General features: G+C 70.7%; 21 protein-coding genes. 11 read left to right on the forward strand and 10 right to left on the reverse strand.

Going from position 1 to position 26,272, the window contains the following annotated elements:
- Positions 1–27: 27 nt before the first annotated feature.
- Positions 28–582 carry a TetR/AcrR family transcriptional regulator gene (locus tag LGR69_RS23495; protein WP_230367512.1) on the reverse strand — a complete coding sequence of 185 codons (555 nt, stop codon included), beginning with the start codon at positions 580–582 and terminating at the stop codon, positions 28–30.
- Between the two features lie 169 nt (positions 583–751).
- Here LGR69_RS23495 and LGR69_RS23500 point away from each other — a divergent pair, with 169 nt between their 5' ends.
- From LGR69_RS23500 to LGR69_RS23525, 6 genes are all read left to right on the forward strand, one after another.
- Positions 752–1,339 (forward strand): sugar O-acetyltransferase, encoded by a 588-nt coding sequence (locus LGR69_RS23500; protein ID WP_230367513.1) that lies wholly within the window; start codon positions 752–754, stop codon positions 1,337–1,339.
- Between the two features lie 308 nt (positions 1,340–1,647).
- Complete coding sequence (locus LGR69_RS23505; protein ID WP_230367514.1) at positions 1,648–2,133, forward strand: MarR family winged helix-turn-helix transcriptional regulator; 486 nt, start codon at positions 1,648–1,650, stop codon at positions 2,131–2,133.
- A complete protein-coding gene (locus LGR69_RS23510; protein ID WP_230367515.1) occupies positions 2,130–4,166 on the forward strand; it encodes an FUSC family protein in 2,037 nt (678 codons plus the stop codon). The genes LGR69_RS23505 and LGR69_RS23510 overlap by 4 nt, the downstream gene beginning before the upstream one ends.
- Entirely contained in the window at positions 4,163–4,372 is a 210-nt protein-coding gene (locus LGR69_RS23515; protein ID WP_091858017.1) for a DUF1656 domain-containing protein, read from the forward strand. The genes LGR69_RS23510 and LGR69_RS23515 overlap by 4 nt, the downstream gene beginning before the upstream one ends.
- Positions 4,369–5,301: an efflux RND transporter periplasmic adaptor subunit gene (locus tag LGR69_RS23520; protein ID WP_122160375.1), complete on the forward strand. Its 933-nt coding sequence runs from the start codon at positions 4,369–4,371 to the stop codon at positions 5,299–5,301. The genes LGR69_RS23515 and LGR69_RS23520 overlap by 4 nt, the downstream gene beginning before the upstream one ends.
- Before the next feature lie 65 nt (positions 5,302–5,366).
- Positions 5,367–5,624, forward strand: a complete 258-nt coding sequence (locus tag LGR69_RS23525) for a hypothetical protein (protein ID WP_091858024.1) — start codon at positions 5,367–5,369, stop codon at positions 5,622–5,624.
- A 46-nt stretch (positions 5,625–5,670) separates the two neighbouring features.
- Here LGR69_RS23525 and LGR69_RS23530 read toward each other — a convergent pair whose 3' ends face one another.
- The 6 genes from LGR69_RS23530 to LGR69_RS23555 all read right to left on the reverse strand — a co-directional run bounded on the left by LGR69_RS23530 (position 5,671) and on the right by LGR69_RS23555 (position 14,482).
- Positions 5,671–7,143 carry an NAD-dependent succinate-semialdehyde dehydrogenase gene (locus tag LGR69_RS23530; RefSeq protein ID WP_230367516.1) on the reverse strand — a complete coding sequence of 491 codons (1,473 nt, stop codon included), beginning with the start codon at positions 7,141–7,143 and terminating at the stop codon, positions 5,671–5,673.
- Complete coding sequence (locus LGR69_RS23535) at positions 7,136–9,148, reverse strand: acyl CoA:acetate/3-ketoacid CoA transferase (RefSeq protein WP_230367517.1); 2,013 nt, start codon at positions 9,146–9,148, stop codon at positions 7,136–7,138. The genes LGR69_RS23530 and LGR69_RS23535 overlap by 8 nt, the downstream gene beginning before the upstream one ends.
- Before the next feature lie 291 nt (positions 9,149–9,439).
- Positions 9,440–10,510, reverse strand: coding sequence for a class III poly(R)-hydroxyalkanoic acid synthase subunit PhaC (phaC, locus tag LGR69_RS23540; RefSeq protein WP_122162769.1), 1,071 nt, complete (start codon positions 10,508–10,510; stop codon positions 9,440–9,442).
- Between the two features lie 97 nt (positions 10,511–10,607).
- Positions 10,608–11,435 carry a poly(R)-hydroxyalkanoic acid synthase subunit PhaE gene (locus LGR69_RS23545; RefSeq protein ID WP_230367518.1) on the reverse strand — a complete coding sequence of 276 codons (828 nt, stop codon included), beginning with the start codon at positions 11,433–11,435 and terminating at the stop codon, positions 10,608–10,610.
- 175 nt (positions 11,436–11,610) lie between these two features.
- Positions 11,611–12,786: an iron-containing alcohol dehydrogenase gene (locus tag LGR69_RS23550; protein WP_230367519.1), complete on the reverse strand. Its 1,176-nt coding sequence runs from the start codon at positions 12,784–12,786 to the stop codon at positions 11,611–11,613.
- A gap of 43 nt (positions 12,787–12,829) precedes the next feature.
- Positions 12,830–14,482, reverse strand: a complete 1,653-nt coding sequence (locus LGR69_RS23555) for an acetolactate synthase large subunit (RefSeq protein ID WP_050735171.1) — start codon at positions 14,480–14,482, stop codon at positions 12,830–12,832.
- 272 nt (positions 14,483–14,754) lie between these two features.
- Here LGR69_RS23555 and LGR69_RS23560 point away from each other — a divergent pair, with 272 nt between their 5' ends.
- Entirely contained in the window at positions 14,755–16,245 is a 1,491-nt protein-coding gene (locus LGR69_RS23560) for a DUF2252 domain-containing protein (protein WP_230367520.1), read from the forward strand.
- A gap of 319 nt (positions 16,246–16,564) precedes the next feature.
- Here LGR69_RS23560 and LGR69_RS23565 read toward each other — a convergent pair whose 3' ends face one another.
- Positions 16,565–17,503: a LysR family transcriptional regulator gene (locus tag LGR69_RS23565; protein ID WP_230367521.1), complete on the reverse strand. Its 939-nt coding sequence runs from the start codon at positions 17,501–17,503 to the stop codon at positions 16,565–16,567.
- Between the two features lie 152 nt (positions 17,504–17,655).
- Entirely contained in the window at positions 17,656–19,299 is a 1,644-nt protein-coding gene (locus LGR69_RS23570; RefSeq protein WP_230367522.1) for a GMC oxidoreductase, read from the reverse strand.
- Positions 19,300–19,490: 191 nt separating this feature from the next.
- On the opposite strand from LGR69_RS23570, the gene LGR69_RS23575 reads away from it, so the two are divergent.
- The 4 genes from LGR69_RS23575 to LGR69_RS23590 all read left to right on the forward strand — a co-directional run bounded on the left by LGR69_RS23575 (position 19,491) and on the right by LGR69_RS23590 (position 23,808).
- Entirely contained in the window at positions 19,491–21,527 is a 2,037-nt protein-coding gene (locus LGR69_RS23575; protein WP_230367523.1) for an ATP-binding protein, read from the forward strand.
- A gap of 152 nt (positions 21,528–21,679) precedes the next feature.
- Positions 21,680–21,961 carry a hypothetical protein gene (locus LGR69_RS23580; RefSeq protein ID WP_007564802.1) on the forward strand — a complete coding sequence of 94 codons (282 nt, stop codon included), beginning with the start codon at positions 21,680–21,682 and terminating at the stop codon, positions 21,959–21,961.
- On the forward strand, positions 21,958–22,821 hold the full coding sequence (gene gluQRS / locus LGR69_RS23585) for a tRNA glutamyl-Q(34) synthetase GluQRS (RefSeq protein WP_230367524.1): 864 nt from the start codon (positions 21,958–21,960) through the stop codon (positions 22,819–22,821). Before LGR69_RS23580 ends, gluQRS begins: the two co-directional genes overlap by 4 nt.
- 63 nt (positions 22,822–22,884) lie before the next feature.
- Positions 22,885–23,808 (forward strand): class I SAM-dependent methyltransferase, encoded by a 924-nt coding sequence (locus tag LGR69_RS23590; RefSeq protein WP_230367525.1) that lies wholly within the window; start codon positions 22,885–22,887, stop codon positions 23,806–23,808.
- A gap of 99 nt (positions 23,809–23,907) precedes the next feature.
- Here LGR69_RS23590 and LGR69_RS23595 read toward each other — a convergent pair whose 3' ends face one another.
- Positions 23,908–25,941: a M23 family metallopeptidase gene (locus LGR69_RS23595; protein ID WP_007564806.1), complete on the reverse strand. Its 2,034-nt coding sequence runs from the start codon at positions 25,939–25,941 to the stop codon at positions 23,908–23,910.
- Positions 25,942–26,272 lie beyond the last annotated feature (331 nt).

Below are 26,272 nucleotides of genomic sequence, written 5' to 3' on the forward strand. Positions count from 1 at the left end.
GGATTTCGCCGCCGGGACAGAGGCCCGTCAGCCGTCCGCCCCGACGAGACGCCCGACCAGCGCCCGGATTTCGGCGCGGTCCATCGGCGCGACATCCACCGAACGGTGGATCGACAGGCCCTCGATCATGGCGTCCAGCACCTTGGCGGTGTCGGCCGAGAAGTGCTGCCGCAGGGCCGCGCGGCTCTTCTCCATCCAGCCCTGCATCACCAGGCGCAGCGGCGGATTGCGGGCGGCGAAGGCGTAGAGCTCGTAGCTCAGCAGCATGGTCCGGGGGGTCGCCCAGCTGTCGTCGACGACGAGGTCGACCACGGCCTCGCAGGCCTCCGCGCGGTTCGAGGCGGCGGCCAGCCGCTCCGTGAAACGCGCCGAGACCGTGTCGGCCAGAAGGGTGAAGGCCTCGGTCAGCAGCTCGACCAGGCCGGTGAAATGGTAGGTCATCGAACCGAGCGGCACGTCGGCCGCCGCCGCGACCCGGCGATGCGTCGTCCCGGCGACACCGTGCTCGGCGATCACGTCGAGGGTCGCCTGCACGATGCGGGCGCGGCGGTCCGGGTCGTAGCGGCGCTGGGACGGGGGCACACGGAACTCCTGGAAACGATCATCGCCGCCGGGCGACGGTTGGCATCCGCGTCCGATGCGTACATATGTACGCATCGCCGGGAGCGCTGGGAAGCGCCGCACCGGCGCCGATGCGGGTCGACTGGTACCGGCCCCGCATCGATGCAGCGCGAAGACCGGGAGGATGCCGATGCGGACCGAGCGTGAGAAGATGCTGGCGGGCGAGCTTTACGACGCGCTCGACCCGGAGCTGGTCGCGGCCCGCGCCCGGGTCCGGGATCTCTGCCAGGCGCTCAACGCCACGCGCGATGCCGAGGAGGACCGCCGCCGGGACCTGTGCACGCAGATCTTCGGGGCGGGCGGCGACACGGTGTGGATGCAGCCGCCGTTCTTCTGCGACTACGGATCGAATATCGAGCTCGGCGAGCGGGTCTATTTCAATTTCAACTGCGTGGTCCTCGATGTCTGCCGGGTTCGGATCGGCAGCTTCACGCTGTTCGGCCCGGCCGTTCAGATCCTGACACCGCTCCACCCGTTCAACGCCGCGCTGCGGCGGGTGCAGGAATACGGCAAGCCGATCGAGATCGGCTCGGACGTCTGGGTCGGCGGCGGCGCCCTGATCCTGCCCGGCGTGACCATCGGCTCCCGCACCGTCATCGGCGCGGGCAGCGTCGTCACCCGCGACATCCCGGACGGGGTGCTGGCCGCCGGGAATCCCTGTCGGGTCATCCGCCCGATCAGCGACGACGAGCGGCAATCCTACGGCTCCGCGCCCTGACGCGTGACGTCCGCCGCTCTTCCGGACGCCCGAAGCACTGAAGGAATCCGGGTACGGCGCGAGCGGGTTGGAGCGATCCCACCCGCGCAATCAGCCCGGTGACAAGGAGCGGTCGCAATCGCCGAAGCATAAGGAAGCGCTTTCGGGCGATTCCCGGCGGCGACGGGAGCCGGCATGCAGTCGCCGCAATCCTGGGTTTACCAAACTCGTTCGCATGCAAATCGATATGATGCTATCTATAAGCTTACGAGCTTAACCACCCGCGATCGCCTCGTCGTGGGCCTCGTCGTGGCGGGAGACCCGGCCCCATGCCGATCGCGGATGATCCCGAGGCGCAGATGCGTCTGCGGCAAGCCTATACCCATGCCCTGCAGACCGGTGCCCGCACCTGGCGGCGCGCCGCCAACGCGGTCGCGGAGGTGCACGGCCTGTCCGACGCCACCGCGTATCCCCTGGTGATGATCGGGCGGCTGGCCGGCGAGCCGCGCCAGAACGCCCTGGCGGAGGCGGTGGGGATCGAGGGTCCGTCGCTGGTGCGGCTCCTCGACCAGCTGACCGCCGCCGGGCTGGTGGTGCGCCGCGAGGACCCGTCCGACCGGCGCGCGAAGGTGATCGCGCTGACGGCGAGCGGGCGCGCGATGGTGGCGCAGATCGAGACCGAGCTCGCCACCCTGCGGGCGCGCCTCTTCGCCGAGATCAGCGCCGCGGATCTGGAGGCGAGCCTCCGGGTCTTCGCGGCGCTCCAGGCCCATATCCGCGATCCCGGCGAGACGACGCGGGAGTCGGCGGCGTGACCCTTCCCGGATGGCGTGACTGGGCCTTCGCCCTCAAGACCTGCGCGGCGGCTCTACTCGCCCTGTTCCTGGCTCTCTGGATCGACCTGCCGCGGCCCTATTGGGCGGTGGGCACGGTCTACATCACCAGCCAGGTCCTGTCGGGAGCGACGCGGTCGAAGGCGATCTACCGGGTCTGCGGCACCGTGCTCGGCGCCGCGATGACCGTCGTCCTGGTGCCGAACCTGGTGAACGCCCCGATCCTGCTCAGCCTCGCCATCGCGCTCTGGGTCGCGCTCTGCCTCTACGTCGCCATCCTCGACCGGACGCCGGCGAGCTACCTGCCGATGCTGGCCGGCTACACCGCGGCCCTGATCGGCTTTCCCGCGGTCGACGACCCGGGGACGATCTTCGACACCGCCGTGGCCCGCGCGGAGGAGATCTCCCTGGGCATCCTCTGTGCCGGCCTCGCCGCCACGCTGGTCCTGCCGCAATCGGCCGCGCCGGTCATCGCCGGCCGCCTCGACCTCTGGCTGGCGGAGGCGCGGGAATGGACGCTCGCCGCGCTGAACGGCGCCCGCGCCCCGCAGGCCGGCGACGACAGCCGGGCCCGGCGCCTGCGCCTCGCCTCGGACGCCATCGCCCTGGACGGGCTCGGGCTCGCCTTGCGCAACGAGGCGAGCGGCGCCGAGCGCGCCGCCGCCGCCTTCGCGCCGTTGCGCCAGCACATGCTGATGGTCCTGCCGATCGTCGCCGCGCTGGCGGACCGCGTCCGCGCCCTCGACCGGGCCGGCGCCCTGCCGGCGCGGGTCCGGGCGCTCCTATCGGACATCGCACTTTGGCTGGCGGGGGAGGGGGATTGTGCCGCCGAGGCCGCGCGGCTGCGCGAGCGGGTCGACGCGGTCGAGCCGTCGCTGGGCCGTGCCCCGGACTGGAACACGCTGCTGCTCGCGAGCCTGACAGCGCGGCTGCGCGACGTGATCGACCTGCGGCTCGATCTCCGGGCGCTGCGCGGTCACCTCATAGCCGGAACGAAGCCGACGCCGCTGGCCTTCACCTACACGGCGCAGGTCCATCGCGTCCGGCATCGGGATCACGGGCTGGCGGCGCTCTCGGCCTTCGGGGCCTTCGCCAGCATCCTGGTCTGCTGCGCGGTCTGGATCGGCACCGGCTGGCCCGACGGGTCCGCGGCACCGATGATGGCGGCGGTGACCTGCTGCCTGTTCGCCGCCCTGGACGATCCGGCCCAGCCGATCCTCGGCTTCGCCAACTCGGCCATCGTCGGCGCGCTCGTCGCCGGCTTCTACCTGTTCGCGGTCCTGCCGGTGGTGACCACCTACGAGATGCTCGCCCTGGCGCTCGCCCCGCCGCTGATCCTCTGCGGGCTGATGATGACCCAGCCCCGGACGATGCCCATGGGGATGGGCGCGGCGGTGAACGGCGCGACCCTGATCGCGCTCCAGAACGGCTACACCGGCGAGTTCGCGCCCTTCGCCAATTCGGTGCTCGCCTCGGTGGCCGGGATGTGGATCGCGGCCGTCGTGATCCGGCTGGTCCGGTCCCTCGGGGCGGGCCGGATCGCCCGCCGGCTGCTGCGGATCAACCGGCGCAGCCTGGCCACGGCCGCCGAGGGCGGCGGCGCGGGGCACGGCCTCGAACTCGCCGCCCTGATGCTCGACCGGGTCGGCCTGATCGCGCCGCGTCTGGCCGCGATCCCGGCGGACGATGCCGCGGCGGCCGGCGACCTGCTGGCGGATGTCCGGGTGGGCATCAACCTGGTCGAGGTCCGGCGGGTCCGGCGGCGCCTCGCTGGCGCCGCGCGCCGCGGCATCGACGAGGTCCTCGCCCTGGTCGCGCGGCAGACACGAAGCCGTTCGGCCGTCCCCGGCCCCGACCTGCTTTCCGCCCTCGATGCCGGGCTCGACGCCGTCGCGGCCGCCGCGGACTCGCCCGAGCGCAGGGCCGCGCTGATCGGCCTGACCGGCCTGCGCCGGGGCCTCTTCCCCGACGCGCCGGCCTATCGGGCCCCGGCCCCCCAGGAGATCGCGGCATGAGGGGCGAATTCGATCTCTACGGCGTGTTCGTGCCGACCCTGGCCCTGTGGATGGTCGCAGCCTTCCTGCTCAGCGTGCCCGTGCGCCGCCTGCTCGCGGCCACTGGCTTCTACCGCCTAGTCTGGCACCGGCCGCTCTTCGACCTCGCCCTCTACGTCCTGCTTCTCGGGGGCGTGATCGCCCTCGCCCATCGGATCCTGTCATGACCCGCCTGCTCTCCCTCGTCGGCCGCCTCGCTGTCACGCTCGGCATGGTCGCCGCGGCGGCGATCGTCGGCCTCGCCCTATGGGATTATTACATGAACGCCCCCTGGACCCGGGACGGGCGGGTGCGGGCCGACGTGGTCGCGGTGGCGCCCGACGTGTCCGGCCTTGTCACCGAGGTGCTGGTCGAGGACAACCAGAACGTCCGCAAGGGCGACGTGCTGTTCCGGATCGACCCGGACCGCTTCCGTCTCGGCCTGCGCCAGGCCGAGGCGCTGGTGGAGGGCCGCAAGGCCATGGCGGAGCAGGCCGCGGCCGACTACGCCCGGTACAACAAGCTCAGCGACGCGGCCGTCTCGCAGCAGAAGGTCGAGGCCGCCCGGGCCACCGACCTCAACGCCAAGGCCGCCTACGAGCAGGCCGTAGCCGACCGCGACCTCGCCAAGCTCAACCTGGAGCGGTCGGCGGTGCGCGCCTCGGTCAACGGCCGGATCGCCAACATGGAGTTGCGCCCCGGCGCCTACGTCACCACCGGCCGGGGCGTGATGGCGCTGATCGACCGCGACACCCTTCGGGTCGAGGGCTATTTCGAGGAAACCAAGCTGCCGCGCATCCGCGTCGGCGCCCCGGTGACGATCCAGCTCATGGGCGAGGGCGCCCCGCTGCGCGGCCATGTCGAGAGCATCGCCGGGGGCATCGCCGAGACCGGCCGGACCGACGGCTCGAACCTGCTGGCCAGCGTCAACCCGACCTTCGCCTGGGTGCGGCTCGCCCAGCGCATCCCGGTGCGGATCGCGCTCGACGGCGCGGCGAGCGATCCCCGCCTCGTCAGCGGCCGCACCGCCACCGTGGCGATCACCCCGGCGGACGGCAAACCCGACCCGAGCCTGCGCTGGCCCTGGACCGGGTGGCGCGCGGCGCTGGCCCGCTGAACCATTCCGCCGGCGCCGGGGTTTGCCTCCCACGGGATCCGAGCGATCCAGCCAGAGGACCACCCATGCCGAAGACCACACTCGCCCTCGCTGCCGCCCTGACGCTGGCGCTCTCCGGAGCGGCGCTGGCCCAGGCCCCGACCACCGGCGGCGCCGGGCAGGGCAACGTGAACAAGTCCGGCGCCGTGGGCGGCACCGGGCAGGGTTCCCTGGAACAGACCGCCCCGGCCCGTCCGGGCGCGACGACCGGTTCCACCACCGCCCCGCGGACCGGCACGCCCGGCGCGCCCGCCGGCGGCAGCACGGCGCCGAGCGCCCGCTGAGCCTGACCGGGCCGATCCCGGGTGCGCCCGGGATCGGCGTTCCGGCTCAGGCGCCGAGGCCGCCGACGCAGAGGTACTTGGTGTTCAGGTAATCCTCGATGCCCTGGTAGGAGCCCTCGCGGCCGAGGCCGGATTCCTTAACGCCGCCGAAGGGCGCCACCTCGGTGGTGATGATGCCCTCGTTGATCCCGACCATGCCGTATTCCAGCGCCTCGGCGACCCGGAAGGTCCGGCCGAGGTCGCGGGTGTAGAAGTAGCAGGCCAGGCCGAACTCGGTGTCGTTGGCCATGCGGATCGCCTCCGCCTCGTCGCGGAACCGGAACAGCGGCGCCAGCGGCCCGAAGGTCTCCTCCCGGGCCACCGCCATGTCGGGGGTCGCGCCGGTGATCACGGTCGGCTCGAAGAACTGGCCGCCCAGCGCGTGGCGATGCCCGCCCGCGACCACCCGGCCGCCCTTCTCGACGGCGTCGCGGATATGGGCCTCGGTCTTCTCCACGGCCGCCATGTCGATCAGCGGCCCCTGGGCGACGCCGTCCTCGACGCCGTTGCCGACCTTCAGGCGGTTGGCCGCCTCGGCCATCTTGTCCGCGAAGGCGTCGTAGATCCCGTCCTGCACCAGGAAGCGGTTGGTGCAGATGCAGGTCTGGCCGGAATTGCGGTACTTGGCGAGCATCGCCCCGGCCACCGCCCGGTCGAGGTCGGCGTCGTCGAACACGATGAACGGCGCGTTGCCGCCCAATTCCATCGAGACCTTTTTCACCGTGTGCGAGGCCTGCTCCAGCAGCACCTTGCCGACCTCGGTCGAGCCGGTGAACGTGATCTTCTTCACCAGCGGGTTGCCGGTCATCTCGCCGCCGATGGCCCGGGCCGAGCCGGTGAGGATGCTGACCGTCCCGGCCGGGAAGCCGGCCTTCTCGCACAGCACGCCCCAGGCGAGGCCGGAGAGCGGGGTCTGCGAGGCCGGCTTGATCACGATCGGGCAGCCGGCCGCGAGCGCCGGCGCGATCTTGCGGGCGATCATCGAGGACGGAAAGTTCCACGGGGTGATCGCCGCGACCACGCCCACGGGCTCCTTGGTCACGAGGATCTTGCGGTCGCCCCACGGGGAGGGGATCACGTCGCCGTAGACGCGCCGCGCCTCCTCGGCGAACCACAGCACGTAGGCCGCCGACATCGCGACCTCGCCGCGGGATTCGGTCAGCGACTTGCCCTGCTCGGCGGTGAGGATCTGGGCCAGGTCCTCCTGATTCTCGGTGACGAGGGCGGCGAGCTTGCGCAGCAGCACGGCGCGCTCGTTGGCGGTCTTGGCGCGCCAGGCCGGGTAGGCCGCGTGAGCGGCCTTGATCGCTTGGGCCGTCTCCTCGGCGCCGGCATTCGGCACCCGGGCGATCACGGCGCCGGTGGCCGGGTTGGTGACGTCGATCGTGCCGGACCCGGCCTTCGACCATTCCCCGCCGATCAGGCAGGATTCGACCAGGAGGCTGCGGTCCTTCAGGGTGAGTGTGTCGGACTCAGGCATTCAACGGTTCCTTCGGCGGCTGCGGCCTGTCCGGCTGAGACAGTTCCGTCCGCGACTTGAGGGGCGCGCTCTGGGCCGTATTCCTCGCCTGCGCCTCGGCTTTTGTCTCGAAAACATGGGGAGCCAGATCGCGGCTCGCCAACGAGGCGCCGAGTTTCAATCGCAAGAACGCGCTCGTCGTGTAGCGCGAGGCCGTCTCGTAGTACCGGTTCTCCAGATAAGCGATCGCCGAGAAATAGGCATCGCTCACCGTCGGGTCGATCTCGAACCCGTCGTAATTGGCGATCAGGTGGACCTTGCGGCCGATCTCCTGGCAGGCGCGCTCGTATTCCCGCCGCACCAGCTCGACGTCGTCGATGGTCCGGACCTGGAAGCCCTCGAGGTTCGAGAACAGGATGTTGCGCTCCCGGTCGTAGGTGATCCGCTCCGACAGGGAGAGCCCCAGGAGCCAGGGTTCCAGGCCCATCACGGCATCGCGGAACAGCCGCGGATCCATGGGCTTGAGATCCTGCACGATCGGCACGAAGCCCATCTGCCCCAAAATGTCCCGCTCGATGTCGATCCCGGGGGCGACCTCGGCCAGCTCCATGCCGGCCTTGGTCCGGCGGAACACGCAGCGCTCGGTCACGTAGAGCACCGGCTGGCCGCGCTCGGCCGCGTAGGCGCCCGAGAAGGTTACCTGCTCCACCGCGGCGATGAACTTCCGGGAGCGACCCTCGGTGACGATCCGGATGCCGTCGCCCTCGACCACCACCTCCAGCCCGTCGGCCGTGAAGGTGCCGGCGAAGACCAGGCTCTTGGCGTTCTGCGAGATGTTGATGAAGCCGCCCGCGCCGGCGAGCCGCTTGCCGAAGCGGCTGACATTGACGTTGCCCTCGGCGTCGCATTGCGCGAGCCCCAGGCAGGCGAGGTCGAGGCCGCCGCCGTCATAGAAGTCGAATTGCTGGTTCTGGTGCAGCACCGCCGCCGGGTTCAGCGCGGCGCCGAAATCGAGCCCGCCCTGCGGCAGGCCGCCGATCACCCCGGGCTCGGCGGTGAGCGTCAGGTAGCGCAGCACCCGTTCCTCGGCGGCCACCGCCGCGACCCCCTCGGGCATGCCGATGCCGAGATTGACCACGCCGCCCGGGGGCAGCTCGAAGGCGCAGCGCCGAGCGATGACCTTGCGGGCATCGAGCGGGATCGGCGGGATCCGGTCGAGCGGCACCCGCTGGCGGCCCGTAAAGGCGTGGTTGTAGGCGGTGCCGTAGGTCTGGCGGTGGTTCTCCGGCTGGCTCAGCACGACGCAATCGACCAGCACCCCGGGCACCTGCACCTCGCGGGGGGCCAGCGAGCCGGCCTCGGCCAGGCGCTCCACCTGGGCGATGACGAAGCCGCCGGAATTCTTGGCCGCCATGGCGGCGGCGAGATTGTCGAGGGTCAGCGCCTCGCGCTCCATGGTGATGTTGCCGGCCGGATCCGCCGTGGTGCCGCGGATCAGCGCGATGTTCACCGGGAACGCCTTGTAGTGCAGCCAGGACTCGCCGCCGAGCTCGACCACGCTGACGAGATCCTCCTGGGTGACGGCATTGAGCTTGCCGCCTTCGAGCCGCGGATCGACGAAGGTGCGCAGGCCCACCTTGGTGATGTGGCCCGGCGTGTGGGCGGCGATCTCCCGGTAGAGATGCGACACGACGCCGAGCGGCAGGTTGTAGGCCTCGATCTGGCCGTCGATCGCCATCTTGGCGAGCTTGGGCACCAGGGCCCAGTGGCCGCCGACGACGCGACGCACCAGCCCCGGGATCGCCAGCCGGTTGAGGCCGCGCTCCTTGCCGTCGCCCGGCGCCGCCGCGAACATCAGCCCGAGCCCGTGCGGCCCCTGGCCGGCCTCGAACCGCCGGGCAAGCGCCAGAATCAGCTCGTCCGGCGTGCCGATGCCGACGAAGCCCGAGACCGCGACCATGTCGCCATCCTGCAGGATGGCGAGCGCCTCGTCGGCGCTGACGATCTTGTTCTTCAGGCTGCCCATGCCGTCACCCTCGGAGCCTGGAAGTTGAGATCGCCGCCATCGAAGTAGCAGTTGAGCAACCGCCCGATCCCACCCATCCCCCTCATCCTGAGGTGCCGGGCGATCGCAGATCGTTCGGCCTCGAAGGAGCCCCCCAGGGATCGCGGCGGCCTCTGGAGAGGTCCTTCGAGGGCGGCGCTGCGCGCCGCCACCTCAGGATGAGGGGGAGATTTGGATCGGCCACAGGCAGCGAGCCCGCGTCTCGGCGAGACTCGGACCGCGCCGATCCGATCCGTGGACCATGACACACAGCTACCCACGCGCACCCAGCCAATCGGCGATGCCGGAGCCCAGCAACTTCTGCGCCTTGCCACCGACGAAGACGCCGACATGGCCGCCGGGCAGGCCGAGCTCGGTGTAGTCGTCGGTGCCGATCTTGTCCTTGAGCGCCTGCGAGGTGGCGGGCGGGATGATGTGGTCGTCCTGGGCGAAGACGTTCAGCACCGGGCAGGCGATGCGCTTCAGGTCGACCGTGCGGCCGCCGAGCACGAAGGTGCTCTGGACCAGCTTGTTGTCCTGGTAGAGGTCCTTGAGCCACTGCTTGGCCGCCTCGCCCGGATGGTCCGGCCGGTCGGCGATCCACTTCTCCATGCGCAGGAAGTTCAGGAACTTCTTCTTGTCGTCGAGGGCGTCGAGCAAGTCGAGGTTGTACTTCGTCATGGTGCGCATCGGCGTCATCATCGAGAACACCGAGCCCATGAACGCCCCGGGCAGCGAGCCCTGGGCGTCGATCAGGCGGTCGACATCCTCGGGCGACAGGGAGCGGGTCCAGACGTTGATGAAGCCGTGGCCTGCCCGGGTCTCGCGGGTGTCGGCGTGGAAGTCGATCGGCGTGATGGTCAGCACCATCGCGTTGACCCGCTCCGGGTAGAGCGCCGCGTAGCAGGTGGTGAAGACGCCGCCCTCGCAGATCCCGAGCAGGTTGATCTTTTCGCGCCCCGCGGCCTGGCCGATGAAGGCGACGCATTCGGCGAGGTAATCGTCGACGTAATCGTCGATGGTGACGTAGCGGTCGGCCCGGCCGGGATTGCCCCAGTCGACCACGTAGAGGTCGAGGCCGAGATTGAGCAGGTTGCGGACCAGCGAGCGGTCCTCCTGCAGGTCGGCCATCGTGTAGCGGCCGATCAGCCCGTAGACGATCAGCACCGGCGGCAGGCCCTTGCTCTCGGCGAGCGGCCGGTAGCGGTAGAGCGAGACCTTGTCCTGGCTCCAGACCAGGTCCTTGGGCGTGGTCGCGATCTGCACGTCGGCGTCGCGCACGTCCGAGAACAGCTTGGCCCCCGCGCTGATCCGGCGGCCGAGCTCGGCGACCTCGGCCAGCATCTCGGCGGGGTTGAGCGGAAGCGGCGCGGTCGGAGCCTTCGGGGCGTCCCGGCCTGCGGCCCCCGTTTCGGTGGTGCCCGTGTCGGTGGTGCCCTTGTCAGCCATGCGCATCCTCCGTTGCCGGCGCGGCGGTGCCGTTCGTCCTGGAGACCCGGGCGGCCTCCCGGCGTTCCCGGCGCAGGGCCCGGACCTCGCGGCGCAGCTCGGTCAGGCTCTTGTGCACGTCGTCGAGCTCGGCCCGGGTCGGCTGCCCGTAGAAATCCGACAGGAAGGCCGAGAGGTCCTGCTGGGCGAGCCGCAGGTCGGTGGACGCCTTCAGCACCACCCGTTGCGAGGCCAGGAACGCCTCGGAACGCTGGACCTCCAGCAGCACGGCGTTGGCGGTCTCGGTCCAGCGGGTCATCATCTCGCGGGCGGAGCTGAAACCCTCGCCGCGCTCGGCGCGGTCGTTGGCCTCCTTGGCGAAGGTGCCGGCCGCCCGGGTCCAGGCGTTGAGCATCACCGCCTGATGCTCGGCCTGCGCCCGGCGCAAAGCCGCCCAGGCGGTGAACAGCGCGCCGTAGCGCCGCTCGGTCTGCCACAGGTCGGCGAGCTGCGGGCCCTCGGCCATCCGGGTCAGCGCGGCGTCGAACTCGGCCGAGCCGCCGAGCCAGGCCTGCGGGTCGAAGATCCGGGTCAGCACCGCTCCGGCGGTCGGGTCCGGCGCGCCGGCGCCGCCCTGCAGCGACGCGGTCAGGGTCTGCGACAAGGCGGTCGCCGAGGCCCAGGCCTGGGCGAGGTGGCTCTGCGCCGTGGCGAGGCCGGAGAGATCGGACTGCGGCGGGTTCGGCCAGGCGAAGCCCGGCGCGGCCCCCGGGGCGAAGAACCCCGCGCCGGCGCGGGTCCAGAATTCGCCCATCGCCTTGAACGCGTCGAACTGATCCATGACGGCGTCTCTCCCGGCCGGTCCGGCTTCGCGATGCCGGTATGAGCGTTCAAGTCCAGCGTATGCCGGTCGGACCCCACCGAATCCCGAACCCGCCCCTCTGCCCAAGGTGCCGGACGATCGGAGATCGTTCGGCCTCGAAGGATGCGGTCGCGGGTCGGCGGCCCTCCGGGGATCAGGCCGCCGGGCGCGCCGCGCCGAGCGCCTCGGCATAGATCGCGTAGGCGTCGTCGTAGGTGACCTCGCGCGGATTGTTCACGAGGAGCCGCGTCTGCTTCATCGCGTCGGTGGCCATCCGCTCCAGATCCTTCTGGGCCACGCCGACCTCGGCCAGCGAGGCCGGGACCTTGCAGTCGCGGCAGATCGCGTCGAGGCATTCGACGAACCGGGCGGCGGCCTCGGCCGGCGGCAGGTCGGCGGCGGCCGGGTCCAGGATCGGCGCCAGCTCGGCGTAGAGTGCCTCCGCGTGGGACAGGTTGAAGCGCATCACCCCCATCAGCACCAGGGCGTTGGAGAGCCCGTGCGGCACGTGGAAGATCGCGCCGACGGGATAGGCCAGCGCGTGCACCGCCGCCACCGGTGCGTTGGCGAAGGCCATGCCGGCGAGCATCGAGCCGAGCAGCATGCCGGAGCGCGCCTCGAGGTTGCGGCCGTCCGAGCAGGCGGTGCGGATATTGGACGAGAGCAGGGCCAGGGCCTGCTTGGCGAGCTGGTCCGAGATCGGGTTCTTCTTGTTCTTGCTGGTGAACGCCTCGATGGCGTGGACCATGGCGTCGATGCCGGTGGCCGCCGTCACGTGCGACGGCAGGCCCAGCGTCAGCTCGGGATCGAGCACCGCCCAGTCGGGCAGGAGTTTCGGCGCGACGACGCCCTTCTTCTCGGTGGTCGGCGTCGTGACGATGGAGATCGGCGTCACCTCGGAGCCGGTGCCCGCGGTGGTCGGCACCAGGATCAGCGGCAGCCGGTCGCCCTTGGCCAGGCCCACGCCGTAGATCGAATCCAGCGCCTCGTCGGATTTCGCCAGATAGGCGACCAGCTTGGCGGTATCGAGCGCCGAGCCGCCGCCGATCGACAGGACGAGATCCGTCCCCAGCTCCCGGGCGCGCTTGGCCGCCGCCTCGATCACCGTGGAGGGCGGGTCGGCGACCACGTCCTCGTAGACGTCGATGGCGATGCCGGCGGCCGCCAGCGCCGACTCGGCGGCCTCGGTCAGGCCGGCCTTGCGCACGCCCTTGTCGGTCACGAGCAGCACGCGCTTTGCCCCGAAGGTGCCGACGATCTCCGGCAGCTTCTTGGATGCGCCGGCCTCGAACAGGACGTTCGGGGTGGTCTGGAAAGTGAACGGGTTCATCGCGCTGCCCTGTTGTCGTGCCGGGATCGGGTCTTCGACGGGATCACTCGGCCGGCTCGAAATCCTTCACCTTCTCGCGCAGCTCTTCGACGAGAACGCGCGTGTTCTCCGAATAATCGATCGGTACGGCGACGAGATGAACGCCGCCTTCGGCGAAGGCGCGATCGAGCGTCGGCACCAGATCGTTCACCGCTTCGACCCGGTGGCCCTTGGCGCCGTAGGACTGGGCGTAGAGCACGAAATCCGGATTGCCGAAGGTCATCCCGTAATCGGCGAACTTGTCGACCGCCTGCTTCCAGCGGATCATGCCGTAGGCCGAGTCGTCGAGGATCAGCACCACCAGGTTGAGCTTGAGCCGCACCGCGGTCTCCAGCTCCTGGCTGTTCATCATGAAGCCGCCGTCGCCGCACACCGCCATGACCCGGCGACGCGGATAGAGCATCGCCGCCATCATGGCCGAGGGCAGGCCCGCGCCCATCGTGGCGAGCGCGTTGTCGAGGAGCAGCGTGTTGGCGACGTAGGTGCGGTAGTTCCGGGCAAACCAGATCTTGTACATGCCGTTGTCGAGGCACACGATTCCGTCTTCCGGGATCACACGGCGGACGTCGCGCACGAGCCGCTGCGGCGTCACCGGGAAGCGGTCCTCGCCGGCCCTGTCGGCGATGTGGCCGAGGATGTGCTCGCGCAGATGCAGCAGGGCGCCGGCGTTGGGCAGCTTGCCCTCCAGCTTGTCGGCGAGCAGCTTGAGGGTCGGCCCGAGATCGCCGACCACCTCGGCGTCGGGGTAATAGACCTGCTCCACATTGGCCGGCATGTAGCCGATATGCAGCACCTTCTGGTCGGCCTGGCCCATGAAGAAGGGCGGCTTCTCGATCGTGTCGTGGCCGATGGCGATGATCAGGTCGGCCTTGTCGATCGCCTCGTGGACGTAGTCGCGCTCGGAGAGCGCGGCGGTGCCCATGTAGAGGTCGGTGCCGCTGGCGACCGTGCCCTTGCCCATCTGGGTGGTGAAGAACGGGATCTGGGTGCGGTGCACGAAGCCGCCGAGGTCGCCCGTGGCGCGGGGCCGGCTGGCGGCGGCGCCGAGCATGACCAGCGGCCGCTTGGCCTTGAGGATCATGGCGGCGGCCCGCTCGATCGCGGCCGGATGGGCGACCGGGATGTCGATCGGATGCGGCGGCACGACGTTGGCCTCGGCCTCCTCGGCGGCGATGTCCTCGGGCAGCTCCAGCAGCACCGGGCCGGGCCGCTCCTCGGTGGCGACCCGGAAGGCGTCGCGCACGATGGTGGGGATCGACGAGGCCGAGACGATCTGCCGGGCCATCTTGGTGATCGGCTTCATCGAGCTGATCACGTCGACGATCTGGAACTTCGCCTGGCGGGAGGACAGGATGCCCTTCTGGCCGGTGATGATTATCATCGGCATCGCGCCGAGATGGGCGTAGGCGGCGCCGGTGGAGAAGTTGAGCGCGCCCGGGCCCAGGGTCGAGAGGCACACGCCCGGCCGGCCGGTGAGCCGGCCATGGGTCGCCGCCATGAAGCTCGCCGCCTGCTCGTGGCGGGTCAGCACCAGCTCGATCTTGGAGGTGCGCAGCGATTCGACCACGTCGAGATTCTCCTCGCCGGGGATGCCGAAGATGCGGTCGACGCCCTCGTTCTCGAGGGCCGCAACGAGAAGATCTGAGCCCTTGGGCATGTGATGTCCCACCTGATGCGACGCCTGGCGGCGCCGTCCGGTCCATCCCCGATCCGTCCATCACCGACGCGGTCTGATCCGCGCGGCGCGGACCGGGAAGGACTCTCTTCGAATACGCGACCGGTTAGATGGCGGCCCTGTAGAGGGGTCAAGACCCGCCGGGGGCTGAATGGTCACAGAGCCCGGCCAATCCTATCGTGTACGGGGATTGGTCGGTTTCGGAACGACTGAGTACGGTCAAGGTTGTCCGGCACACGGTTCGGCGGGAGATCATGGACCAGGTGCGAAGCGACGACACGCGCGCTGCGGCGCCGCTCCCGGCCTCCGACCCCCCGGCCGACGATGTGGTCCTGGCGCCGCTGGCAGACTTTCCGCGGATCGATCTCCGGGCCGGCGTCGAGCCCTGGGACAAGCGCCGGCAGGCCGGCAAGGCCCTGCGGGCGACCGTTCCGCACCACGCGCACGCGTCCTTGGATTCGGAGCCGGATCGCCCCGATCCGATCGACCTGATCGAGGCCGCCCATGACGGCCGGCAGGCCCATCTGATCCCGCTCCGGGTCGCCCGGATGGCGACGGGCCCGTTCGCGTTCCTCCGGGGCGCCGCCCACGTCATGGCCTGGGACCTGTCGCGCGGCCCGCGCAGCGGCATCGACGTCGTGATGAACGGCGACGCGCATATCGACAATTTCGGCTTGTTCGGCACGCCGCAGCGGGAGATCGTGCTCGACCTCAACGATTTCGACGAGGTCACGGTCGGCCCGTGGGAATGGGATCTGAAGCGGCTCTGCGCGGGCATCGCGGTCGCCACGGCCGATGCCGGCACAGCGCCGGAACCCTGCCGCGCGGCCGTGATGACGGCGGTTTCGGGATACCAGCACACGATGCGGCGGCTGGCCCCGCAGGGCTCCCTGGAGGTGTGGTACCAGACCACCCCGGCGGATACGGCCCATCTCGGCGGGATCCGCATGGATTCGGAGGCCCGCGCCGTGGTCCGCCGCGCGGTCGACAAGGCGCGGCGCAAGAACAACCGCAGCCTCCTCGCCCAGGTCGCCGAGCGGCGCATCGACGGCGGCTGGCGGTTCCGGACCGACCCGCCGATCCTCACCCCGGTCGACGCCGCCACGCGGCAGAGGATCGTCACCGGGCTCGAGCGCTACGCCGAGACGCTGCCGCGCGAGCGGCGGTTCATGCTGAACCGCTACCAGGTCATCGACGTCGCCCACCGGGTCGTCGGGGTCGGCAGCGTCGGGACGCGGGCCTACGTGGCGCTGCTCTGCGGGAATTCCGACCGGGACGCGCTGTTCCTCCAGGTCAAGGAGGCGGTCCGCCCGGCCCACGCGCCGTACCTGCCCGGCATGCCCGAGCCCTATGCCGGCCACGAGGGCGAGCGCGTGATCTACGGCCAGCGCCTGCTCCAGGCGGTCGGCGATCCGCTGCTCGGTTGGACCAGCATCGATGGCCGACCGTACTACGTACGCCAGATGAAGAACCTGAAGGGCGCGATCCCCCTCGCCGAGATGTCCGGCCCGCCGCTCCTGACCTTCTCGTATGCCTACGGGGCACTCCTGGCCCGGGCGCATGCCCGGACCGGCGATGCGGCCGCCATCGCCGGCTATTGCGGCAGCGGCAAGAGCCCGGACCTGCGCGAAGCCCTGGCCGATTGGGCCGGGGCCTATGCCGAGCGCAACGCCGCGGATTTCGCCCTGTTTCGCGAGGCGATCGCCAGCGGCCGGCTCGAGGCGGCGGACGATCCCTGCTTGTGAGGTCCGGTGAAGGTCATACCGCCTTCTCCGTCATCGCGAGCGCAGCGAAGCAACCTAGGGCGGCGCGCGATCCCCGAACCGTGGTGCATCACTGGGTTGCTTCGCTGCGCGCGCCATGACGGTGTGAAGCAGGAGATCGGATCGCATCCCGCTGACGGCTCATCCCAACCCATCCCCTCATCCTGAGGTGCTGTGGGGCAGCCTCGAAGGAGGCCTCCAGCCAGCCGCGCGATCCCTGGAGGGCTCCTTCGAGGGCTCCGCTTCGCTGCGCCACCTCAGGATGAGGGGGGTGGGTTGGTGAGGCGCATCAAAGCAACCGTCACGGCATCCCGAAGGTCGGGGCCTCGTTGGCGAGCCGCACCAGCAGGTCGCGCAGCCAGCGATGGGCGGGGTCGCGGTCGTAGGAGGCGTGCCACAGCATAGACACCGCCACGTCGTCGAGCGGCACCGGCACCGGACTGACCGCGAGCGACAGGGCGCTGCCGAAGGCCGTGGCGAGCCGCGCATGCATGGTAGCGATCACCGGCGCGGCGCGGACCATGAACGGCACCACGAGGAAGCGCGGCGTCGTCACCGCGAGGATTCGCGAGCGCCCGATCAGGGCCAGGGCGTCGTCCACCACCCCGTGGGCGGTCTCCCGCAGGGAGGTCAGGACGTGCGGGAAGCGCAGGTAATCGTCGAGCCCGATCGGCGGCTGGATCCCGATCAGGTCGGCGTTGAACAGGACCACGTAGCTGTCCCGATAGAGAAGACGCTGCTTGTGGTGGATCTGCCCCTCGGAGAACAACCCGATGGCGAGGTCGACCCGATCGGCATCGAGCTCGTCGAGGATGCGGGTGCGGTCGACCGAGCGTAGGAGCAGCCGGATCCCGGGAGCCTCGCGGCGCAGCTGCGCGATCAGCCGCGGCCCGAGCAGGACCTCGACGCTGTCGGGCAGGCTCACGGTGAAGCTGCGCTCCACGGTGGCCGGGTCGAAGCGCTCCTCGCGATGGACCAGGGCCTGGACCTGCCGCAACGTCGCCCGCAGGGGCTCGGCGAGCTTCAGGGCCCGGGGCGTCGGCCGCATCCCGTCCGGGGCCCGGGTGAGGAGCTCGTCGTCGAACAGGCGGCGCAGCCGGGCCAGGCTCGAGCTCATCGCCGACTGGCCGACGCCGATCCGGGCGGCCGCCCGGGTGACGCTGCGCTCGTCGAGCAGCGCGTCCAGGGCGACCAGCAGGTTCAGGTCGATCCGGCTGAGATCGATGTGGTCAATGGCCAAGGTCGGGGCGATCGGTTCGAGGTCGGTCGCGCTGCATAGCAGAGCCGCGCGGCGAGAGCGCTCTCTGACGACGTGGCTTCGGTTCGACGCAAGAGCGCGCGTTACACCAAGACGTTAAAGCGGTGCCCGACCCGACGTGGTCGGGTACGGCTCTAGGCGGGCACCGGCTCCCGCGGCTCGGTGTGGTCGAACAGGCGCGGCGGCGCGATCTCGTCCTTGGCGCCCATCCGGTCGATCAGGTGCTCGGCCACGCGCAGGGCGTTGGCGATGATCGTCAGGGTCGGGTTCACGGCGCCGATCGACGGGAAGAAGCTCGCATCGGTGACGTAGAGGTTGTCGAGCTCGTGCGCCTTGCAGTTCCGATCCAGCACGGCGGTGTCGGGATCCTCCCCGAACCGCAGGGTGCCGGCCTGGTGGGCGGTGCCGCCGATCGGGATGTTCTTGCCGAGATAGAGCGAGCGGTCGAACAGGTGGGGGTGCATGTCGGTGAAGCTGCAGATCTCCTGGAGCCTGCGCCGCAGCCGCTTATGCGCCTCGACATTGGTCTCGGTGAGGTCGAGATGGACCTTGCCGTCCTTGTAGTAAACCCGGTTCTGGGCGAGCGGGATATCCTCCGAGGTCAGCCAGAAATCGACCGAGTGCTTCGCGATCCAGTCGAACGGCTTGTTGGTGAACCATTGCAGGAAACCCGGCAGTCCCTCCCCATGGATCTGGGCGCCGTCGGACTTGCCGACCATCTGGATGTGACCGAGCGGGAAGTCCCAGCCGTCCTTCGGATCGGGATCGCCGAAGTAGAAGTCGTTGAGCCCGAGGGTCTTCTGGAAGCGGGTCGGGTTCGGGATCTTGGAGATCGCCAGCACCGTCGAGTTGTTGTGGCGCATGTAGTTGCGCCCGACCTGGCCGGAGCCGTTGGCGAGGCCGTCCGGGTGGCGCGCGTTTGCCGAACGGAGCAGCAGCAGCGCCGAGGAGAGCGCCCCGCAGGCCACCACCACGAGGTCGGCCGAAGCCTCGAACGGCGCGTCGTCGCGCGTGCCGACCACGCCGGTGACGGTGCGGCCGCTCGGGTCTGTGACCAGCCGCTCGATATAGGTGCGGGTCAGCAGCGTCAGGTTCGGGCAGTCGCGCAAAGCCGGGTCGACCACCATGGTCTGCGCGTCGGACTTGCCGTTGGTCGGGCAGGGGAAGCCGTCGAAGGATTCGCACTTGATGCAGGGCGAGGTCGAGACGGCGCGCCCGTCCTTCTCCACCAGCCGCACCCCGACCGGAAGGTGGAACGGGTGGTGGCCGGCACTCTTCAGGTTGTCGAATAGCTGCTGGATCCGCGGCTCGTGCGAGACCGGCGGATGCGCGTAGGGCTTGCGCGACCACGGCTCGGTCGGGTCCTCGCCGCGCTGGCCATGGACGTGGAACAGCTCCTCGGCGGCCTGGTAATGCGGCTCGAACTCGTCGTAGCCGACCGGCCAGGCCGGGGCGACGCCGTCCTCGTGCCGGATCGCGCCGAAATCCTTCTCGCGCAGGCGAAACAGGACCGAGCCGTAGAATTTCGAGTTGCCGCCTACGTAGTAGTGAAGGCCCGGCTGGAAGGTGCTGCCGTCGGAGGAGTGCCAAGTCTCCTTGGTCTGGTAGGTGCCGTCGACGATCACCGCCTGGCTGTCCCAGTTGCGCGGCTCGCGCAGCAGGTAGTCGCCGCGCTCGATCAGCAGGATGCGCTTGCCCGTCTGGGCCAGGCGCCACGCCATCGTCCCGCCGCCGGGGCCGGATCCGACGATGATCACGTCGTAATGCTCACCCGGCATATGCTCTATCTCCGTCCGGACCGATTGTCCTGGCAGGCAACTCGCGAGCCGGATTTCGGATCGCGCTGCGGCGACGTTTAGCATTCGGTGCCGACGATCCGTGCAACAGGCGGTTAAGGGCTTTTCCCAACGCGGCCTTCAGCTTCGCCTGCGATCCTGCACCGAGCCGGCCTGCAGCCGGGGAGGCAGCCATGGTCGTCAACGATATCGCGCTCGTGCTGGCGCTGCTGATCGCGGCAGCGCTCGCGCTCGGCCACTGGCGCGCCCGGCGCTCCGTCGCGGACGAGGCCGAGGCCGAGCGGCTGCAGGATCGCATCTGGCGGATCAGTGAGAGCGAGGACCGCTATCGCGCCCTGGTGGCGGCCACCACCGAGGTGATCGTGCAGCGCGACGCCCGCGGGCGCATCACGTACGCCAACGACGATTACGCCCGGCTGCTCGGCCGCCCGGCCATCGACCTGCTCGGCGCCCAGATCGATCTCGAGATCCTGGAGCGGAGCGAGATCGAGGTCGGCGAGGACGGCGTCCGACGCATGGAGGCGCAGATCCGTTCGGTGGACGGCCAGGTGCGCTGGTTCGCCTTCGTGGAGATGCCGGTCGCGCATGGCGACGCGATGCACTGGCTGCGCGCGGGCCGCGACGTGACCGCCCGGGTCGAGGCGCTGCGCAGCCGCGACGCGGCGCTCGAACGCGCCGAGGCCGCCAGCGTGGCGAAGTCGCGTTTCCTCGCCACGGTCAGCCACGAGATGCGGACGCCGCTCAACGGCATCCTGGGCATGGCCGATCTGGTGCTCGGCACGAATCTCGACCTGGAGCAGCGGACCTATGTCGAGGCCGTGCGCACCAGCGGACAGGCCCTGCTGGGGCTGATCGACGGCGTCCTGGATTTCTCGCGGATCGAGGCCGGGCGCCTCGACCTCGCGGCCGAGCCCTTCGACCTGCCGGCCCTGGCCGAGAGCGTCGTGGAGCTCCTGGCCCCGCGGGCGCAGGACAAGGGCATCGAGATCGCCCTCGACGTGACGGAAAGCTTCCCCCGGGGGCTCGTCGGCGACGCCGATCGCGTCCGGCAGATCCTGATCAATCTCGCGGGCAACGCGATCAAGTTCACCGAGCGCGGCGGCGTCGGCGTCAGCCTCGGCTTCACGCCCATCCAGGGCGGGGGAGGGGAGGTGACGCTGGCCGTCTCCGATACCGGCTCCGGCATTCCCGAGGACCGTCTGCCGATCCTGTTCGAGGAGTTCGAGCAGGGCGACGGCAGCGCCAGCCGCAGCCACGAGGGCACCGGCCTCGGCCTCGCCATCACCCGCCGCCTGGTCACCCGCATGGGCGGCCGGATCGAGGCGGATTCCCGCGTCGGGCGCGGCTCGACCTTCCGGGTCGTCCTGCCCCTGCCGGAAGCCGAGGGCGCCCAAACCGGTCCGGCCCCTCTGCCCCGGCTCGAAGGGCGCCGCTGCCTGATCGTGGCGGATTCGCCCTACCAGGCGCCCTACCTGGCGCGCAGCCTGTCCCGCGCCGGCGCGGCCACCGTGATCGTCGGCACCCTGGAGGACGGGCTCGACGCGCTCTCGGGCGCCGCCTTCGACGCGGTCCTGGCCGACCGGGCTTTGGGCGACGCGGCGGTGCGCCAGATCGCCGATGCCGCGCGTGGCTGCGGAATCCGCTCGAGCCTCGTGCTGCTCTCGCCGTTCGACCGCCGCGGCTTCGGGGCGCCGGGCGCAGCCGGCTTCGACGGCTACCTGATCAAGCCGGTGCGCGCCCGCTCACTGTTCGAGCGGCTGCTCGCCCCACCGGTGGCGGTCGAATCCGCAACCATCCCGGTGCCGGCCCCGGCCCGGACGGGAGCGGGCCTGCGGGTTCTGCTCGCCGAGGACAACCCGATCAACGCGCTGCTCGCGACCCGCGCCCTGGAGCGTCTCGGCGCCGAGGTCGTCCACGCGGTCGACGGGGTCGAGGCGTTGGAGCGGTTGCAATCGAGCGGCCCGTTCGACCTCGCCCTGATCGACGTGCGCATGCCCCGGCTCGACGGCCACGAGACCGCCCGCCGCATCCGCGCCGCGGAAGCGGCCGGGGAGGGGACCCGGCTGCACCTCGTGGCGCTCACCGCCAACGCCGGCCGCGAGGACGAGATCGCCGCCCGCGCCGCCGGGTTCGACGGGTTCCTGGCCAAGCCGCTCAATCTGAAGCTGCTCCCGGCCCTGCTGGAGCGCCGAACCGCGCAAGCCGCTTAGCGCGTCGTGCCGGGCCCTGGAAGCGGCACGACGCGCCGGCTTTCTGTTTCGCATCGTCTTTCCGACATCCAGCGCTCACCTTTCGCGGCGAAGCGCTCGGCCCGCCGAACCCGCGTTGACAGCCGGCCGCTCCCCGCGCCAACAGAAAGCCCATGTCGACAGCCGCCACCATGCCGCCTGCACCGCGCTCCGCGACCGGCGCCCTCGCCGCCTGGGGCATCGCGATTCTCGTGATCGCGACGGTGCTGCTCGGCGAGCTGCTGCCGGCCCGGCACCCGGCTCCGGCGCGCTCGGTCGCCGACGACCCGGCCTGCCTGGAATGGACCGACGGCTGCCGCGTCTGCCAGCGCTTGGCCGAGGGTCCGGCCTGCTCGCTGCCCGGCATCGCCTGCCAGCCCGGCACGCCGCACTGCCTGCGCCACCGAGACGGGTGAGGCCGGGCGCACCGATCCTGCGGTTCGCGCCGAGCCCGAACGGACGGCTCCATCTCGGCCACGCCTATTCGGCTCTGCTCAACGCCGACCTCGCGCGGCGGATGGGCGGCCTCTGCCGCCTCCGGATCGAGGATATCGATCCGGTCCGGTCGAGGCCGGACCTGGTCGCGGCGATCGTCACCGACCTGGCCTGGCTCGGCCTGACCTACCCCGAGCCTTCGCGGCATCAATCCCGCCACCTCGATTCCTACCGGGCCACGCTCCAAGGCCTGATCGCGAGGGGGCTGGCCTATCCGTGCTTCTGCTCGCGCGGCCAGATCCGGGCGCGGGCGGCCGCCATCGCGGGCAACCCGCACGATCCGGACGGCGCACCGCTCTATCCCGGCACCTGCCGCGGGCTCGATCCCGGGATCACGGCCGAACGCCTCGCCCGGGGCGAACCGCATACCTGGCGCCTCGACATGGCCGCCGCGCTGCGTTGCGCCGAGGCCCCGCTCAATTACGAAGCCTTCGACGGGGCCGAGACGCGCCGGGTCGCGGCCGATCCGGCCAGATGGGGCGATGCGGTGATCGCCCGCCGCGACGTACCGACCAGCTATCACCTCGCCGTGGTTCACGACGACGCGGAGGAGGGGATCACCCACGTGGTCCGTGGCCGCGACCTCGAAGCGGCCACCGATCTTCACGTGCTGTTGCAGCGCCTGCTCGGCCTGCCGACGCCGCGCTACCATCACCACGCCCTGATCCTCGACCCCGACGGCGAAAAGCTCGCGAAGTCCCGGGGCTCGCAGAGCCTGGCCGACCTGAGGGCGGCGGGCGTCACCCCCGAGCAGATCCGCGCGCGTCTCGGCTTCGCCTGAGCGGATGGCCGTTGCCGAAGCCAGCTTCGGCCAACACCATGGCAGGCGAACCGGGGGATTCGCATGCCGGACGAAGCGACGCGGCGCATGCCGCACTCGGCCGAGTATTTCGGCGCCGAGCGCGACTATTTCTGGAACGCCGATTATCTCGATCTGCTCTTCGGGCGGCTTGGCCTGCCGCGGCCAGCCGCGATCCTCGACGTCGGCTGCGGCGAAGGCCATTGGGCGCGCCTGATCGCCGGACGCCTGTCGCCCGGCTCATCCGTGACCGGCGTCGATCGGGAGGCCGTGCATCTCGCCGCGTTCGTGCGCGCGCTCGCGACGACCGAAACGGCCGGCCTCTCCGTCAGCACGCTGCAGGCGAGCGCGTACGATATCCCGGCCCCGTCCGCCACGTTCGACCTCGTCACCTGCCAGACACTGCTGCTGCATCTCCGGGAGCCCGCGAAAGCGCTTGGCGAGATGAAGCGCCTGGTGAAGCCCGGCGGTCAGATCCTGTGCGTCGAGCCGAACAACCTCGTCGGGCGCTTGCCGATATCCAGCCTCATGTCGGTGATGCCGGTGGACGAGGTCGTCCGCCTCTCCGAATTCGCTCTCCGCTACGTCATCGGCCGGGCACGCCGGGGCCTGGGTGATGAAACCATCGGCGAGTCGCTGCCCGGCCTTCTCGCCGAAGCCGGCCTCCAGGATATCCGCGTCTGGCTCTGTGACCGGGCTGCCGCCGTCTTTCCACCCTACGACACGGCCGAACAGGCGGCCCTTCTCGACGCCGGGAGGCGCTGGCGACGGGAAGGCCTCGGCCCCTTCGACAAGGCGGAGATGCGCAGCTGCGTCCTCGCTGGGGAGGGAAGTGAGGCGTTCTTCGAGCGCGCCTGGGCCGATTACCTCCGCCTCGACGATCGCATCGCGGAAGCTGCCGCAAACGGCCGATGGCACACCGCGGGCGGCACGCTGTTCTACATCGCCGCCGGGAGGAGGGGGCCCTGATCCGGCTCCCGGCCGGACCGTTCATGCGGTGCCGTCCTCACCGGTGCCGCGCCGCGACCTTCAGCAGCGCGATCCCCGAACGCCGCACCGGCCGTCGCCTCAGCGGACGGCCGCATCCCGCTGCGCCAGTGCCGTCGCGCTCTTCGATTTCAGCATGGTCGCGTCGACCTGCTCACGCTGGCGCTTGAACTCGGCGAGCAGCCGGCCGTCGAGCTCGCGGCCGCGGGGCACGCGGATCTTCATCGGATCGACGAAGTGGCCGTTGATGATCACCTCGTAATGGAGGTGCGGCCCGGTCGAGAGGCCGGTGGAGCCGAGATAACCGATGATCTGCCCCTGCCGGACCCGGACGCCCTCCTTCACGCCCCGGCCGAACCGCGACATGTGGTTGTAGGTGGTCACGTAGCCGTTGACGTGCTGGATCTCGACCCGGTTGCCGTAGCCCGAGGTCATCTCGGCCCGGATCACAACGCCGTTGCCGGCCGCGGCGATCGGGGTGCCGATCGGGTTCGCCCAATCGACGCCGGTATGCAGCTTGGCGTAGCCCAGAACCGGGTGGCGCCGGTAGCCGAAGCCAGAGCGCATGATCCCGTCCGGGATCGGCTTGCGCAGGAGGAACTTCTTCAGGGAGCGCCCCTGCTCGTCGAGATAGTCGATCGTGCCGTCATCCGGGGACTGGAAGCGGTAGACCTTGCGGGTCTCGCCGCCCAGGGTCAGGGCAGCGTAGAGCAGGTCCGGACGATCGGCCCCGGCCTCGTCGTCGTAGGTGTAGAACACGTCCAGGCCGTCGCCGCTGCTGATCCGGCGCTGGAAATCGAGGTCGTAGCTGAACACCCGGACGATGTCCTCGACGGTCGCGCGCGGCAGGTCGTGGCGCGCCGCCGTCTCGTAGAGGCTCTGGTACAGCCGGGGGCCGGAGCCCGAATCCTCGTCCTCGTCTTCACCCGCATCCGCCTGTGGCTGCGGCTTGGCAGAGGGCGCCTCCTCGGTGGGCGGGGCCACCGAGACGAAGGCGCTCCGGTCGTTGAGCGCGGCGATGCCCTCGATGCCGTTCTCGCCGTAGAGCACCACGCGGGTGACCTGGCGCGGATCGCCGGGGCGGGGCCCGGGGGCGATCTGCACCCGCATCTGCTGGCCCTCCGCGAGCGCGCCAGTGCGGGCCTTGCCGCCCAGGGCCGCGACGATGCCGCGGATCTGCTCGTCCCCGGCCAGGCCGGTGGCCTTCAGGATGCCCTCCAGGGTCTCGCCGCGCTTGAGCGCGATGTCGCGCTCCTCCACGAGCGGCGCCTCGTTGGGCTTGAGCTCGACCTTGGCGACCTTGGTGACGTTCTCGGGGACGACCAGCACCTCGATCGCTTTGAACGGGTTGGCGTCCTTGGCGACCGAACCTTCCGCATCACCGCCGCCCGCGCCCTGCTGGAGGGTACGCGACAGCAGGATCTGTGGGGCGATCGGGATGGTCGCGCGGCGCCCGGCCTCGGCGGCGATGCGGCGCTCCTCTTCCACCTGCGCGGTGACGTCGTCGTCGGTGAGCGCCGGGGCGTTGGCGTCGACCGGGGCGTCGGCCAGGTCGCGCTTGACCACCGTCACCTCGGCCCCGGGCGCGTCGGCGGCCGCATCGGGCGCGCGCTCCAGGGGCTCGTCGGAGACGAACTTCATCGGGTCGAACCGGGGCAGATCGCCGGCATAGACGCCCGTCGTCATCGACAGGGGCGTGGTGATCCGCACGAAGGCCTTGGCCTTGATGATCTCGCGATCGCCCAGGCGGACGGTCACCGGCGCGCGAAAGCTCTGCTTGGCCGAGGCGATCATCAGGTTGCGCACCAGCCGGTCGCCCTTGCGGGCGATGTTGGCGCCGCTCTCGCTCGGCTGCGGCCGGGCCATGAGGGTGGCCTTCTCGGGAATCGCCGCGAAGGACACGTCGCCCTGGAGAGAGACGTGCAACGCCGCCGCGATCAGGCCGGCGCCGGTCAGGCCGGTCAGCGTGCTGGCACAGAGCCAGCGCAAATTGACCGCGCGCCGATCGATCTGGGTCGCATCCGCGCCGAGGAGATCGAGGGGAGCCTGGACCCCGCGCCCGACGCCGGGGGCGAGGGCGGCCACGTCGCCGATCTTGAGTCGCTCGCGCTTCACTCGAAGGTCCCGGAAAGACGACGGCGCACAAGCGCTCCCGCCAGCCTGACTGATCCGCGGCCGCTCAGGCTCAGGCCGCCCGCGCCGTATAGGTACGAGCGGTTCATCTCGGAGCCCAGCATGTCGAGATTGAGGCGCCTTCCGCCGCCGCCGCGCATTCCGCAGGGAGATTTGCGGCGCCGCGAGAGGGGAGGGGGCCCGATCCGCGACGTCGCTGGAAAATCTGCGAATCGGTGTTGACGGCCGGGAACCGGCTGCGTATACACCGCTCATCGGCGCCGGCCGCGGAAGTGGCCCGGGCGCTGAGGCATCTTCTGACAGATCGGCGGGG

Origin of the sequence: Methylobacterium brachiatum (assembly GCF_020523825.1) — a bacterium.
Classification (GTDB): domain Bacteria; phylum Pseudomonadota; class Alphaproteobacteria; order Rhizobiales; family Beijerinckiaceae; genus Methylobacterium; species Methylobacterium brachiatum.

Excerpts from the sequence above, each read along its gene's own strand:
- LGR69_RS23550 (WP_230367519.1), bottom strand. The coding sequence starts at position 12,786 with ATGAACCCGTTCACTTTCCAGACCACCCCGAACGTCCTGTTCGAGGCC.
- LGR69_RS23515 (WP_091858017.1), top strand. The coding sequence starts at position 4,163 with ATGAGGGGCGAATTCGATCTCTACGGCGTGTTCGTGCCGACCCTGGCC.
- LGR69_RS23535 (WP_230367517.1), bottom strand. The coding sequence starts at position 9,148 with ATGGGCAGCCTGAAGAACAAGATCGTCAGCGCCGACGAGGCGCTCGCC.
- LGR69_RS23525 (WP_091858024.1), top strand. The coding sequence starts at position 5,367 with ATGCCGAAGACCACACTCGCCCTCGCTGCCGCCCTGACGCTGGCGCTC.
- phaC (WP_122162769.1), bottom strand. The coding sequence starts at position 10,510 with ATGCTGGCCGAGGTCGCCGAGCTCGGCCGCCGGATCAGCGCGGGGGCC.
- LGR69_RS23530 (WP_230367516.1), bottom strand. The coding sequence starts at position 7,143 with ATGCCTGAGTCCGACACACTCACCCTGAAGGACCGCAGCCTCCTGGTC.
- LGR69_RS23555 (WP_050735171.1), bottom strand. The coding sequence starts at position 14,482 with ATGCCCAAGGGCTCAGATCTTCTCGTTGCGGCCCTCGAGAACGAGGGC.
- LGR69_RS23570 (WP_230367522.1), bottom strand. The coding sequence starts at position 19,299 with ATGCCGGGTGAGCATTACGACGTGATCATCGTCGGATCCGGCCCCGGC.
- LGR69_RS23545 (WP_230367518.1), bottom strand. The coding sequence starts at position 11,435 with ATGGATCAGTTCGACGCGTTCAAGGCGATGGGCGAATTCTGGACCCGC.
- LGR69_RS23505 (WP_230367514.1), top strand. The coding sequence starts at position 1,648 with ATGCCGATCGCGGATGATCCCGAGGCGCAGATGCGTCTGCGGCAAGCC.
- LGR69_RS23500 (WP_230367513.1), top strand. The coding sequence starts at position 752 with ATGCGGACCGAGCGTGAGAAGATGCTGGCGGGCGAGCTTTACGACGCG.
- LGR69_RS23520 (WP_122160375.1), top strand. The coding sequence starts at position 4,369 with ATGACCCGCCTGCTCTCCCTCGTCGGCCGCCTCGCTGTCACGCTCGGC.
- LGR69_RS23580 (WP_007564802.1), top strand. The coding sequence starts at position 21,680 with ATGTCGACAGCCGCCACCATGCCGCCTGCACCGCGCTCCGCGACCGGC.
- LGR69_RS23590 (WP_230367525.1), top strand. The coding sequence starts at position 22,885 with ATGCCGGACGAAGCGACGCGGCGCATGCCGCACTCGGCCGAGTATTTC.
- LGR69_RS23575 (WP_230367523.1), top strand. The coding sequence starts at position 19,491 with ATGGTCGTCAACGATATCGCGCTCGTGCTGGCGCTGCTGATCGCGGCA.
- LGR69_RS23560 (WP_230367520.1), top strand. The coding sequence starts at position 14,755 with ATGGACCAGGTGCGAAGCGACGACACGCGCGCTGCGGCGCCGCTCCCG.